At 72.0% G+C, this 13,444-nt stretch carries 5 protein-coding genes and 1 pseudogene; 1 reads left to right on the top strand and 5 read right to left on the bottom strand.

Annotation, left to right across the window (positions count from 1 at the left end; all coding sequences use genetic code 11):
* Window positions 1–62: 62 nt before the first annotated feature.
* The 5 genes from ACWD12_RS11745 to ACWD12_RS11725 form a co-directional block, all read right to left on the bottom strand.
* On the bottom strand, window positions 63–2,237 hold the full coding sequence (locus tag ACWD12_RS11745) for an MMPL family transporter (protein WP_450099393.1): 2,175 nt from the start codon (window positions 2,235–2,237) through the stop codon (window positions 63–65).
* A 4-nt stretch (window positions 2,238–2,241) separates the two neighbouring features.
* Window positions 2,242–3,978 (bottom strand): class I adenylate-forming enzyme family protein, encoded by a 1,737-nt coding sequence (locus tag ACWD12_RS11740; protein WP_450099392.1) that lies wholly within the window; start codon window positions 3,976–3,978, stop codon window positions 2,242–2,244.
* 34 nt (window positions 3,979–4,012) lie between these two features.
* Complete coding sequence (locus ACWD12_RS11735) at window positions 4,013–4,999, bottom strand: VlmB-like protein (RefSeq protein ID WP_450099391.1); 987 nt, start codon at window positions 4,997–4,999, stop codon at window positions 4,013–4,015.
* A gap of 67 nt (window positions 5,000–5,066) precedes the next feature.
* Window positions 5,067–6,206 carry an acyl-CoA dehydrogenase family protein gene (locus ACWD12_RS11730; protein ID WP_450099390.1) on the bottom strand — a complete coding sequence of 380 codons (1,140 nt, stop codon included), beginning with the start codon at window positions 6,204–6,206 and terminating at the stop codon, window positions 5,067–5,069.
* A gap of 14 nt (window positions 6,207–6,220) precedes the next feature.
* A complete protein-coding gene (locus tag ACWD12_RS11725) occupies window positions 6,221–7,879 on the bottom strand; it encodes a long-chain-fatty-acid--CoA ligase (RefSeq protein WP_450099389.1) in 1,659 nt (552 codons plus the stop codon).
* A gap of 234 nt (window positions 7,880–8,113) precedes the next feature.
* On the opposite strand from ACWD12_RS11725, the pseudogene ACWD12_RS11720 reads away from it, so the two are divergent.
* Window positions 8,114–13,444: pseudogene (locus ACWD12_RS11720) on the top strand (type I polyketide synthase); the annotation flags it as partial.

The following is a 13,444-nucleotide window of genomic DNA, read 5'->3' as shown; positions in this document are numbered from 1 at the left end:
CCCCAAGTCGACCCGACGCCTCGGCCGCCGTCCGCCACGACGCGGCGGCCATCATCGTGCCATCACTTGGGCGCCTCCTGGAGGGGCTCGTGCCGGGGAGCGGGTTCGCCGTCGGTCTCGCGGATACCCCAACGGGCGTACCAGGGCCGGGCGAAGCGCGGGGCCCACCAGTTGTACTCGCCGAGCAGCCGCATGGTCGCGGGGACCAGCAGCACCCTGACGACCGTGGCGTCGACGATGATCGCGGTGGCCAGTCCGACCCCGATGATCTTCACGATGAGCAGGTCCGCGGTGGTGAACGCGCCTATCACCACCACCAGGAGCAGCGCGGCCGCGGTGATGATGCGGCCGCTGCGCTGCAGCCCGATCGCGACCGCCTCGCGGTTGTCGCCGGTGAGGTCGTACTGCTCCCGCACCCGGGAGAGCAGGAACACCTCGTAGTCCATGGAGAGCGCGAACGCGACGCCCAGGATCACGATCAACTGGACGACGTCGATGTTGCCGGCCGCTGTGAAGTCCAACGGTCCGCTCAGGTGCCCGTCCTGGAAGACGAACACCACGACGCCGAACGCGGCCAGCAGGTTCAGGATGTTCATCAGGATCGCCTTGATCGGCAGCACCACGGACCCGAAGGCGAAGAACAGCAGCACGAACGTGGCGACGACCATGATCGCCAGCATCCAGGGCAGCCGTTCGCCCAGCATGTCGAGCAGGTCCGCGAACACGGCGGTGTTGCCGCCGACGTGAGCCTCGCCGCCGGGCGGCGCCGGGACCGCGCGTACCGCCTGGACCAGGTCCCTGGCCTGCTCGGAGATCGCCTCGATGCCGAACCTCGCGTCGATCTTGGCGGAACTGCCGACCGCACCGGTCACCTCGGCCCCGGCGATGCCGGGTATCGCGCGCACGCGCCCGAGGTAGTCGTCGAGGGCGGCCCGGCCCTCCGGCGACTGCACCGGCGAGGCCAGCACCACGGCGATCTCGACCTGGTTGGTGATGTTCTTGCCGAACTCGGTGTCGAGCGTCTCCTGCGCCTGCCGGCTGTGCGAACTCGTCGGCATGATCCGGGAGTCGAGCCAGCCGTACGACACGTGGAGGTACGGCAGGCCGAGCAGCACCAGCAGCCCGGTCACCGCGACGGCGACCTGGATCGGACGCCGCATCACCGCGCGGGCGATGCGCTCCCAGTTCCCGGGCTTGTCGGCGGGCCGGACGCGCGCCCGCCGCGGACGCCAGGCGGCCGCGCGCGGGCCGAGCATCGCCAGCAGCGCCGGCATGACGGTGAGCGAGAAGACCACCGCGAGCAGCACCGCGGCGATGCCGCCCAGGCCGAGCGACCGCAGGAACGTCTGTGGGAACACGAACAGGCTGGACAACGCCACGGCGACGGTGACGGCCGAGACCGCGATGGTGCGGCCCGCGGTGCGCATCGTGGCGAGCAGCGCCTCGGGGACGTCGCGTCCCGCGTCCATCTCCTCGCGGAACCGGCTGACCACGAACAGGCTGTAGTCGATGGCCAGTCCGAGGCCGAGGAGGGTGACGATGTTGACGGCGAAGACCGACACGTCGGTGACGTAGGTGAGGGTCCGCAGCGCCGCGAGCGAGCCGACGATCGCGAGGATGCCGATGACGACCGGCAGCGCCGCGGCGCGCACGTTGCGGAACAGCACGATCAACAGCAGGAACAGCACGGGGAGCGCGAGGCTTTCGGCTCTCTTGAGGTCCTTGCGGATCTGCGTGTTGACCTCGTCGAACAGCGCGGCCGGTCCGCCCACGGTGACGTCGAGGTCGGGCGACTCGAGGAGGTCGGCGATCTCGGTGTAGTTGTCGGTGCGTTCCGCCTCGTCGCCGCCGGCCATCTGCAGCGCCGCGAAGGTGGTGTGCCGGTCCCGGCTGACCAGTTCGTCCCGCCGAGCCGTCCAGAAAGAAGTCGTCTTCTGGACGTGCTCGGCGGGCAGTCCGGTCAGCACCCGTTGGGCCGCCTGCTCGTACGCGGGGTCGTCGACCGTCCACCGGTCGCTCCGGAAGACCACGACGACGTCCGCGTCCGCCTGCCCGCCGGTGTCGCGGCGCAGTTCCGCGGCCCGCGAGCTCTCGCTCTCGGCGTAGGTGAACCCCGTCCCGGTCAGGTGGTCGAAGACGGTGGCCCCCCACAGGCCCGCGAGGGCCGCGAAGAGCACCGCGCCGACGACGATCGCGCGGCGGCGGCGGTAGGCGAGGCGTCCCAACAGGTCGAGCACCGCGTCAGGTCCAGCGTCCGATACCGATGCCCTTGGCCCCGAGGAGTTGCTCGCGCAGGTCGAGCCGGCGAACCTTCCAGGTGCCGGTCCTCGGGAAGTCGTCGAACGAGATCTGCCGGCGGGCCGCCAGCTTCGGCAGGTCGACGATGGCGTCGGCCCACTCCTGGTCGCCGATCGGCACGTCGTCGTAGGTGCTCACCACCGGCACCGGCAGCTCGCCGGCCTGCGGCAGGATGATCACCTCGGAGGTCTGCGGCAGCCGGTCGAGGATGACGTCCTCGATGGCGATGCCGCTGACCGCGTCGTTGTTTTCGTTGTCGATGCGGTCGACCTCGCGGTCCACCAGGCGGACCGCGCCCCACCGGTTCATCAGGCCGAGGTCGCCGGTGTGCCACCACCGGCCGTTGACCTTGATGTCGTGCCGCTCCTGCTCGGCCACGTACGCGAGGCAGCGGCCGGGCTGGCTGATCTCGATCAGGCCGATCTGGTTCGGCTTGAGCTTGCGCCCGGTCGTCGGGTCCACCGCGCGGAGCCGGCAGTGCGGGAAGAGCGCCCAGCCCAGCAGCTGCGTGGGCGGCGGCAGGTGGCCGCGCTTGCGCACCATGAAGCGCAGGTACGGGCGCATGCACAGCACGCCGTTCTCGCTCTGGCTCCACGACTGCACCCAGAACGGCAGCTTGACGTCCGTGGCGCTCATGAACAGCCGGATCGTCCGGGTGTGGATCGCGTCGAACGAGTTGAGGAACAGCCGGACCTGCTTGAACAACCGGGCCGGGTCCCGCGCCAGCGGCTCCCACGACATGTAGATGTTGGGGAGCGTCTCGACCAGGTTCGGCCGGTACTCCGCCAACATCCGGCGGGCGGTCTCGATGGACGGGTCGCCCACCCACAGCATGCGCGGCGTGGTCGTCGCGACCGCCAGCGTGAACGTGGTGAGGCGCTCGTGCGTGAACGGGTCGCAGAAGAGCATCGTGTCCTTCTTGCCGAGCCACCGCGGCCAGCGGTTACTCTCCACGACGCCCATCGAGTACACCGACTCGGCCGAGTGCATGACCAGCTTGGGGTAGCCGGTCGTGCCCGACGTGTGGGTGATGATCATCGGCTCCTTGTACTCGCGCAGGCGCGGCACGGCGGCCGGGGCGCCGTGGAACGACGCGAGGTCCTCGATGTCGGGCCGGTCCGGTGCGCCGTCCACGCTGATCGTCCTGACGGTGTACGTCGAGACGACCTCCTTGCTGATCTCGCAGCGCTCGATGTGCTCACTGTCGGTCAGCAGGAACGGCTTTTCCAGGCGCTCCAGCAGGATCCGCACGACGTCGCCGCCGTACGTCCCCGACAGCAGGGCCGGGATGGCCCCGAGGCGTGCCACCGCACTGGCGGTGACGAAGATGTCGAAGTGGTTGGACTTCATCACGGCGACCCGGTCCCACGGCCGCACCCCGGCGGCGTGCAGCCACGAGGCCATCTTGTCGACGAGCTCGGCCCATTGCACGTTGGTGCGCGTGCAGCCGTTGTCCGGGTCGATGTCCGGGGGCCGGTCGACGATCATCGTCTGGGTGGGGTTGCGCTGCGCGGTCACGTGCCAGAGCTCACCGAGCTTGGCGACGGCCGGCTTGCGGGCCCCGGGGTGCAGGGTCTTGGTGGCTCGGGTGGGCGTGAACTCGGTGAGGAAGCGCGGCTTGGGCCGCGCCTCCTCGACCGCGTCCCCCGCGAACGGTGTGGAGCCGTTGGGCTGTGTCACGGTGCTCTTCCCTCCTTGGGGGATCGGCGTGGGGTCAGGCGAGGGCGGAGGCAAGCCCCATGTCCTTGAGCCGGTTCTCGTGGATCCGGAACGTCATCTCCAGCGTCTTGCCGATGCGTTCGTCGGGCGTGGTGTCCAACAGCTTGCGTCCGGGCCACAGTTCGTAGTCGGCGAGGAGGTCGGCGTGCTGCTCCATGCCCTCCTGGAACAGCGCTTCCCAGGACTGCTGCTGCTGCATCACGGGGAGTTCGTAGAACAGGTGCATGCCGCCGCGCACGATCTCGGCGATGCGCTCGGTCTCGTCGGGGTTGTCCGCCAGGTGGCGGCGCACGATCGAGCTGCCCACCGCGAGGTGCCGGACCTCGTCGATCCCGGCACCCTTCTGGATGTCCGCCATGACCGGGTCGAGCGGCCGCCACTTGAGCTCGCTCTGCTCGAACGCCGGTGCCAGCACACCTTCCACCAGGGTGGTGAGCAGCACCACGGCGCCGTAGAAGTCGTGCTGGTCGCGGATCACCGGGAGGACGTACTCCTCCAGCGGGGTGATGATGGTCGCCCGGTCGTGGGCGTTGAGTTCGTCGAGGCGGGCGTCACGTTCCTCTCGCGGGACGCCGAGGTCCACCAGGTGCTCGCGGAAGACCATGGCGTGGCGGGTCTCGTCGATGAGCTGCGTCGCGTAGAACTCCATGCACGCCAGGTTCGGGGCGTCCAGGACCAGGTACCCCAGCGACCCGGCGGCGCGCTCCTCGGCGAGCGTGCGGAACGCCACCTCGCGGACCAGCACGTCGTGCAACGGCCCCGGCTCACGGACGAGTTCGGGGGTCGTCACGTCCGGCAGGTGGCCTTCGGCGTGCCCGCGCAGCGTGCCGTACGGCACGTTGTCGAACCAGTAGCGCAGCCCGCACTGCTCGGCGGTGAGCACGAGTTCGTCGCCCCCGTCGAACAGGGCGCGTGCGGTGTCCCAGTCCGCCTCCGGGGCGTACTTGCGCGTACCGCCTTCGGGTCCGGTGCGGTCGGTCATTGCTGGCTCCCGTCTGTCTGTCGTGCGCGTCGGTCGTGCCGTGGAGTCGGGCCGGGCACGGGTGCGGTCAGCCGACCAGCACCGGCCCGGTGCCTTCCAGGTAGTCGAGGAGCGAGGGCGCGGTCCGCGACCGGGACGGCGGATGGAACCCCAGGCAGTGGTACGCGGCGGCGTAGTAGGCGACTTCGTCCCCGCCGATGAAGGCCATGCCGCCCAGGAGTTCGATGGCCTTGGCGCCGGCGTCGTTGATGGCGTCCTGGGCGGCGTACCGGGCGATGAGCACCTCGGCCAACGCGTTGTTGCCGGCCGCCCCGTCGGCGATCCGCTGCGCGATCGACTCGAGGAGGAGCGCCGCGGACTCCAGCCGGCAGGCGACCGCCGACCGTTCGGAGGCCGAGCCGCGTTTCTCGTTCAGCGCGCGCTCGACCAGGGTGCTGACCGCGCCGAGGTAGCCGGCCGAGATGAGGAGTTCGAACCACAGGAAGCCGACGGTCTGGAGTTCGTCGAGGCCGTCGCCCTCGCGCGCCTCGGTGCGGACGACCAGTTGCTCTTCCACGTGGACGTCGGTGAGCCGCACCTCGTCGCTCTCCGCGCCGGCCAGCACCCGGCTGCCCCAGAACGGATGGCGGGTGATGCCCTCGGCGGTCGACGGGATGAGCAGCACCGCAAGCTCGGGCTCGCCGTCCTGGCCCGGCACCGTCAGGGCCGCGGTGAGCAGGTCCATGGAGTGCGCGAGGCTGCACGGCTTCTTCGAGCCGTTGACGCGGTAGCCGCCCTCGACCGGCACCGCGCTCATCGTCGGCGACAGGATGCCCTGCTCGGTGCGCCCCTCGGCGAAGCCGGACGCCACCAGCAGGTTCTCCTGCGCGACGGCCTCCAGAAGCGCCCACTCCAGCCCGGACTTCTGCAGGCTGTCGGCGAGGGTGAAGAGGGTGGCGACGGAGAAGTGGTGCATCGTCGAGGCGACCGCCAGGGACGGCGACGCCGCGCCGATCGCCCGTAGCGCGCGCATGGCCTCCAGAGGCCCCGCGCCCAGTCCGCCGTACTCGGTGGGGATCACCAGGGCGGGACCGCGGCTCTTGCGGAACAGTTCGATGACGGGGCTGCCCGGTGCCTCGCGTTCGGCGAGGGGGACGCGGACAAGGGCGTCGACCAGTCCGGGCAGGTAGCCCTCGCAGGTCTCTCTCGCGTGGTCCAGGGATCGCATGCGTCGCCCTCCAGTCAGAGCAGGTTGAGCGCCGCGGAGCGGCGCAGTTTGCCCGACGACGTCTTCGGGAGCGTGGCGGGCGGGAGCACCACCACACGGGCCGGGCGCACCCCGACGTCGGAGAGCACGCGCGCGGCGACGGCGTCGCGGATCCGCTCGGCGGCTTCGGGGTCGGCGTGCTGCCGGGACTCGGCCAGGACGGCGAACCCTTCCTTCTGGATGCCGCCGGCGCCGTCCTCGGCCACCCGTACCGCGATCACGTTGCCGGCCCGGACGCCCTCGACCGCGGTCGCGGCACGCTCGATGTCGGTCGGGAAGATGTTGCGGCCGCCCATGATGATGACGTCCTTGCGGCGTCCGCAGATCACCAGGCGGTCGCCGACGAAGTAGCCGTCGTCGCCGATGTCGAGCCAACCGTCGGCGTCCGTGGCGGGTACGACGCCGTCCTCGGTGCAGTACGAGCCGGTCACCGAGGCGCCGCGCAGCTGCACCCCGCCGACCTCCCGCTCGCCCAGCACCTCGCCCTTCTCGCCGACGATGCGCGCGCTGACGGACGGCAGCACGTAGCCGAGCAGCGGGAACCGGCGCACCTCGGACGGTGCGGCGCCCGGGTCGGCCGGCACCGCGCGGCGGTCCTTCTCCAGCGCGGCGGCGTCGACGGTGTCGATGATCACGCCGTCGCCTTCCGACGCCATCGTGATCAGGACGCCGTTCTCGGCCGCGCCGTACACCGGCGCCAGCACGCGCGGGTCGAGGCCGAACCGCGCGCCGACGGTCTCCAGCATGTGCATGCCGTCGGCGTCGATGGGTTCACCGCCGTTGCCCATGATGCGCACGCACGACAGATCGAGCGAACCGGGCTCGGTGTTGGCGAGTTGACGGGCCATGAGCAGGTATGCGAAGTTCGGCGCGGCCGTGATGGTGCCCCGGTACTTGTGCATCAGCTCCTGCCACAGACCGGGGTATCGGAGGAACTCCACCGGGGTGATCGCGACGAGTTCCATGCCGGAGACCATCGATCCGATGAAGCAGCCGACCATGCCCATGTCGTGGAACAGCGGAACCCACGACACCAGGACGTCGTCGGGGCGTCCGAAATCCCGGGCCCGGGTGAAGTCCCGGAGATTCGCCATCAGGTTGCCGTGCGTGATGCGCGCGGCCTTGGGCTCGGATGTCGAGCCGCTCGTCAATTGCAGGAGGATCGGCGCGTCCTCGCCCACCTGGACGGGAGCGAACGTGGTGTCCGCGTCGGGCCGTTCCAGTTCCTCGATGAGGCGCGCGTCGTATCCGCGGGCCCGCAGCAGCTCGGCGACCGGTTCGTAGGGTCTGCCGAGGAGCACCAGACTCGCGTCGACCGTCCGCAGTGCGTGCAGCGTCGACGCCTGCCAGGCCTCGGGATTCGCGCGATGGCCGGGTTCGTGCAGCATCGTGGTGCTGCCGCCGGCCAGCCACACGGACACCGCGGCGTGGACCGCCTGGGACAGTTCGGCGCCGAGTATGGCCACCGCGTCCCCGGGGCGCAGTCCGCTCGCCACGAGTTCCGCGGCGCCGCCGCGAGCCTTCTCGACAATTTCCCGCCACTGGCGCCGGACGGGCTGGTGCGGTTCGCCGGTCGTCATGCCCTTCGGCGTTTCGGCCGCCACGGCGACGATGGTTTCGATGAACGTGCTCACTGCCACGCCTCCCCGCACCATGCCCCGAACTCGGTGTCGGAACTGGGCCCGAACTCTGTGTCGGACCAGGAAGCTACCGCCCCAATCCACGCCATCGTCCATGTTTCGGTCACCGCCCGGTCTCGGTGCCCGGGGGGCGATCGGTTACCGGCAGATGGGTGCCGATCGGGCGAATCTCGGTAGCTTCCCCGGGAGGTGGTGTCGTCGATGCCGGGATCTTCCGTGGGGTCTGCCGTGGGATCTGCTTTTTCTTCTTCTTTCCGCCGTGATCTGGCGGCGGCTTCCGACGCCGAACGGGCACGGGCGCTGGTACGCCTTGTGCGCGAGAAGGCAGCCGAGGTTCTGGACCGGCCCGGCGCCGACTCCATTCCACCGGAACGGAGCCTTGAGGAACAGGGGTTCGACTCGCTCAGCGCGCTCGAATTCGCCGAGTCCCTCAGCAGTGTGCTGGGCCTGCGCCTGGCCGCGACGCTGGTCTTCGACTACCCGACGCCGGTGGCGCTGGCCGAGCATCTGCGAGCCGAACTCGCGGCGCTGGACGCGGAGTCGGCTCCGGATGCCGGTGCGGCGGTTTCGGACCCGGCCGCTGGCCCGGCTCAGGGGGCCGGCCGGGCCGGCGAGCCGACGGACGACGACCCGATCGCGATCGTGGCGATGGCCTGCCGTTTCCCGGGCGGGGTGCGCTCCCCCGACGACTTCTGGCGGCTGCTGGCCGAAGGCCGCGACGCCATCGGCCCGTTCCCCAAGGACCGCGGCTGGGACGAGGACGACCTGTTCGCGGCGGCCCCGGGCCGGATCCCGAAATCGGCCGTCCGGGAAGGCGGATTTCTCTATGACGCGGCGGAGTTCGACGCCGAGTTCTTCCGGCTCTCGCCCCGCGAGGCGATCACCATGGACCCGCAGCAGCGCCTGCTGCTGGAGACGTCCTGGGAGGCGCTGGAACGGGCCGGCGTCGATCCGGCGGCGTTGCGCGGCAGCCGTACCGGCGTCTTCGCCGGCGTGGTGCAGAGCGACTACGCCCTGAGCCCGGACGAGGTGTCCGAGGACCTGTGGGGCCATCTGATGACCGGGAACGCGACGAGCGTCATCTCGGGCCGGGTGGCGTACTCACTGGGGCTGGAGGGCCCGGTGTTCTCGGTCGACACGGCGTGCTCGTCGTCGCTCGTCGCGCTGCATCTGGCCTGCCGCTCGCTGCGAGAGGGCGAGTGCTCCATGGCGTTGGTCGGCGGCGTCACCGTCATGGCGACGCCCGTGGTCTTCACCGAGTTCAGCCGCCAGCAGGGCCTGGCGCCGGACGCACGCTGCAAGTCCTTCGCGGCCGCGGCGGACGGCACCGCGTGGTCCGAGGGCGTCGGCGTGGTCGTGTGCGAGCGGCTGTCCGACGCGCGGCGGGCGGGCCGCACCGTGCTCGCGGTCGTACGCGGCAGCGCGATCAACCACGACGGCGCGTCCAACGGCCTCACCGCACCCAACGGGCCCAGTCAGCAGCGGCTGATCGGGCAGGCGCTGGCGGACGCGGGGCTCGGGCCCGCGGACGTCGACGCGGTGGAGGCGCACGGCACGGGCACCAGGCTCGGCGACCCGATCGAGGCGCAGGCGCTTCTGGCGGCGTACGGGCAGGACCGGGAACGGCCCTTGCTGCTGGGGTCGGTGAAGTCCAACATCGGCCATGCGCAGGCCGCGGCGGGCATCGCGGGGCTGATCAAGACGGTGCTCGCGATGCGGCACGGGGTACTGCCGAGGACCCTGCACGTCGACGAGCCGTCGCCGATGATCGACTGGTCCGCCGGGGCCGTGGAACTCCTCACCGAGGAGCGCGCATGGCCGCGGTCCGGTCGGCCGCGCCGCGCCGCGGTCTCGTCGTTCGGCATCAGCGGCACGAACGCGCACGTCATCGTGGAGGAGGGCACCCCCGTCGCGGACGCGTCCACCGCCCCGCCGGACTCCGCCGCGTTCGCCGCGGCCGGTCCGGCCGAGCTGCGCTCGGGCGCGTTCCCGGTCCCCTGGCTGCTTTCCGGCCGCACCCGCTCCGACATGCGCACTCAGGCACGGCAGTTGCACGAGTACGTCTCGGCCCGGCCGGACCTCGGCACGATCGAGGTCGGGGCGGCGCTCGCCACCACGCGCTCGGCGCTGGAGTACCGCGGCGCCGTCGTGGGCGGCACCCGGAACGAACTGCTGTCCGCGCTCGGCATCCTGGCCGACTCCGACGTGCCGTCGGCCGACGCGGGGATCGCGGAGGGGCCGAGCGGTGACGGGCCTGTGGTGTTCGCGTTCTCCGGGCAGGGCTCGCAGCGGATCGGGATGGGACGCGAACTGTGTCTGGCTTCGCGTGACTTCGCGGACGCATGGGACGAGGTGTGCGAGGCGCTGGACGGACACCTGGACCGTCCGCTGCGCGACGTCGTGCACGCCGAGCCCGGTTCGGCCGACGCCGCGCTGCTCGACGAGACCCTGTACACGCAGACCGGCCTGTTCGCACTCCAAGTGGGGCTGTACCGGCTGCTCCTGGCCCGGGGCGTACGCCCTGACTACCTGATCGGGCACTCGATCGGCGAGCTGACCGCCGCGCACGTCTCGGGCGTGCTGTCGCTGCCGGACGCCGCCGCCCTGGTCGCGGCGCGCGGCCGCCTGATGCAGGAACAGACCGCGGGGGGCGCGATGTTCGTCGTCCGCGCCACCGAGGACGAGGTGCGTGCGGAAGGCGGCATCGGTCCGGACATCAGCATCGCCGCCGTCAACGGGCCCGCGTCCGTGGTGCTCTCGGGCGAGACGGACGCCGTGGCGGAACTGGCCGCCGCGTGGCGTGCCAAGGGCCGGCTGAGCAAGCGCCTGAAGGTGAACCGCGCGTTCCACTCGCCGCTCATGGACCCCATGCTGGCCGAGTTCGAGCGCGTCGCAGAGCGGTTGTCGTACACCGCGCCGACGGTGCCCATCGTGTCCAACGTGACCGGTCGTCTGGCCTCGGCCGGCGAACTCGCCATGCCGAGCCACTGGGTGCGCCACGTCCGGCAGACGGTTCGCTTCGCGGAGGGTGTCGCGTGGCTGCGCGGCCAGGGCGCGGCGGCGTACGTCGAGCTCGGTCCGGGCCGCACGGCGACCGCGATGATCCAGGACTGCCTGGACGGCGACCCCGCGCTCGTCACCCCGACCCTGCGCGCCGACCGGCCCGAACCGGTGGCGCTCACCGGCGCGTTGGCGCGGCTGCACAACCAAGGCACCCGCGTGGACTGGGCGGGGGTCTTCGACGGGGCCCGACCCGCGGAACTGCCGCCGCACGCGTTCGCGCGCAAGCCGTACTGGCTGACCAAGGTGCGGCCCGGTGCCGGCGACGTCACGGGTGCCGGTCAGCGCTCGGCCGACCACCCGCTGCTCGGCGCGCTGGTCGAACTCCCCGACGACGAAGGCCTGGTCCTGACCGGCCGCATCTCACTTGACACCCATCCGTGGCTCGCCGACCACGCCGTGCTCGGTTCCGTGGTGGTGCCCGGCACCGCGCTGGTCGAGCTGGCCCTGCAGGCCGCCGACCGGAGCGGCTGCGAACAGGTTCGCGAACTCCTCGTGCAGACCCCCCTGGTGATGCCCGCCGAGGACTTCGTGCAGCTGCGCGTCGTGGTGCGGGCGCCGGACGCGGACGGGCTGCGCCCGGTCGCGGTGTACGGCCGGGTGGAAGGCGCGGGCGCCGACGAGGCGTGGACCTGCCACGCCACCGGTCGGCTCGGTCCCGACGACTCCGACGAGATGCCGGGTCGACTGGCGGTGTGGCCGCCGCCCGGCGGGGTCGCGATGGCGCTGGAGGGCTTCTACGCCGGGCTCGCCGAGCGCGGATACCGCTACGGCCCCGGGTTCCGCGGCCTGGTGGCCGCCTGGGAACGCGGCGACGAGGTGTTCGCCGAAGTGGAGCTGCCCGAGGAACTGCGCGAGCAGGCCGGCGCCTTCGCCGTTCACCCCGCCCTGCTGGACGCGGCCTTGCACGCGGTCGGGGTCGGCCGGGACGCCGACGACGACCGGGTGGCGCTGCCGTTCGCGTGGACCGGTGTCCACGTGCACGCAACCGGGGCCGCCTCGCTGCGGGTGCGGCTGACGCGACTGGACGGCGAGCGCATGGCGCTCACGGTGGCGGACAGCAGGGGCCGGCCCGTGGCCTCGGTCGGCGAACTGGCGTTCCTGCCGGTCGCGGCAGACCAACTGCGTGCCTCGGGCGGTGGAGCGTACGAGAGCTTGTTCCGTGTGCAGTGGGGTCCGGTGGGCCGCGGCACGCCCAGGGCGGGCCGGTTCGCCGTGGTCGAGGACGCCCCGACGCCGCTCACCGAGGTGTGGGCGGGCCTGGGAGTGCCGGTCGCGGCGGGGCTCGCCGCCCTGCCCGAGCCGGCGCCGGACACCGTGATCGTGCCGCTGGCCGCCGATCCCGTCCTGGTCAAGGGCGGCGACGCCGCCGCGCAGGCACACGAAATCGCGGGCCGGACCTTGGAATTGGTGACCACCTGGCTCGCCGACCCGCGCTTCGCGGAATCGCGCCTGGTGCTCCTGACCTCGGGGGCGGTCTCCGCGGTACCCGGGGAGCCGGTGACGGACGCCGCGGCCGCGGCCGCGTGGGGCCTCGTCCGCTCGGCCCAGTCCGAGAACCCCGGGCGCTTCGTCCTGGTCGACACGGACGCGTCGGAACGCTCGGCGGGCGCGATCGGCGGGGCGCTGGGCACCGGCGAACCGCAACTGGCGCTCCGGGCGGGCGACGCGCTCGTGCCACGCCTCGGCCGGGTGGAACGCGCGTCGGCGGAGCCCGCCGAGGCCCCGTTCGGCAACGGCACCGTACTGATCACCGGCGGCACCGGAGCTCTGGGCCTGCTGCTCGCGCGGCACCTGGCCACCGCGCACGGGGTACGCAACCTCGTGCTCGCGTCCCGGCGCGGTCCGGACGCGGAGGGCGTCGCCGCGTTCACCGCCGAACTGGCCGCCGCGGGCGCATCGGTGCGCACGGTCGCCGTGGACACCGCGGACCGCGAGGAGTGTGAGCGCCTGCTCGCCGGCATCCCCGGGACGCAACCGCTGACGGCCGTGCTCCATCTCGCCGGCACCCTCGACGACGGCCTGGTGCAGTCGCTGACCAGGGAACGCCTCGACGCGGTGCTGCGCCCCAAGGTGGACGCGCTCTGGCACCTGCACGAACTCACGCAGGACCGCGCGGACTTGGCCGCCTTCGTGGTGTTCTCGTCGGCGGCGGGCATCCTCGGCTCCCCCGGTCAGGCCAACTATGCGGCGGCGAACGCCTTCTCCGACGCGGTGGCGCAGCTGCGCCGCGCGGCGGGACTGCCCGCGCTGTCGCTGGCCTGGGGTGCGTGGGAGCAGTCCGGTGGCATGGCCGACCGTACCGGGGACACGCTCGCCCGCCGGGCGGCACGCAGCGGCATGGCGCTGCTGTCCGCGGAGGAGGGCCTCGCGTTGTTCGACGCCGCGCTCGGCGTACGGGACTCCCCGAGCACCTCCATCCGGGACGCCCGCCTGGCCGGCCAGGCCGCCGCCAGCACGCCCACCAGCCCGGCGAGGACCAGGAACACCCCCATGCGC

Source organism: Streptodolium elevatio (assembly GCF_053592165.1).
The sequence above is the reverse complement of the archived record's forward strand: the minus strand, read 5'-3'. Positions and strand labels throughout refer to the sequence as shown.

What these genes read in the sequence shown, in the direction of transcription:
- ACWD12_RS11735 (WP_450099391.1), bottom strand. Translation starts at nt 4,999, where the DNA reads ATGACCGACCGCACCGGACCCGAAGGCGGTACGCGCAAGTACGCCCCG.
- ACWD12_RS11730 (WP_450099390.1), bottom strand. Translation starts at nt 6,206, where the DNA reads ATGCGATCCCTGGACCACGCGAGAGAGACCTGCGAGGGCTACCTGCCC.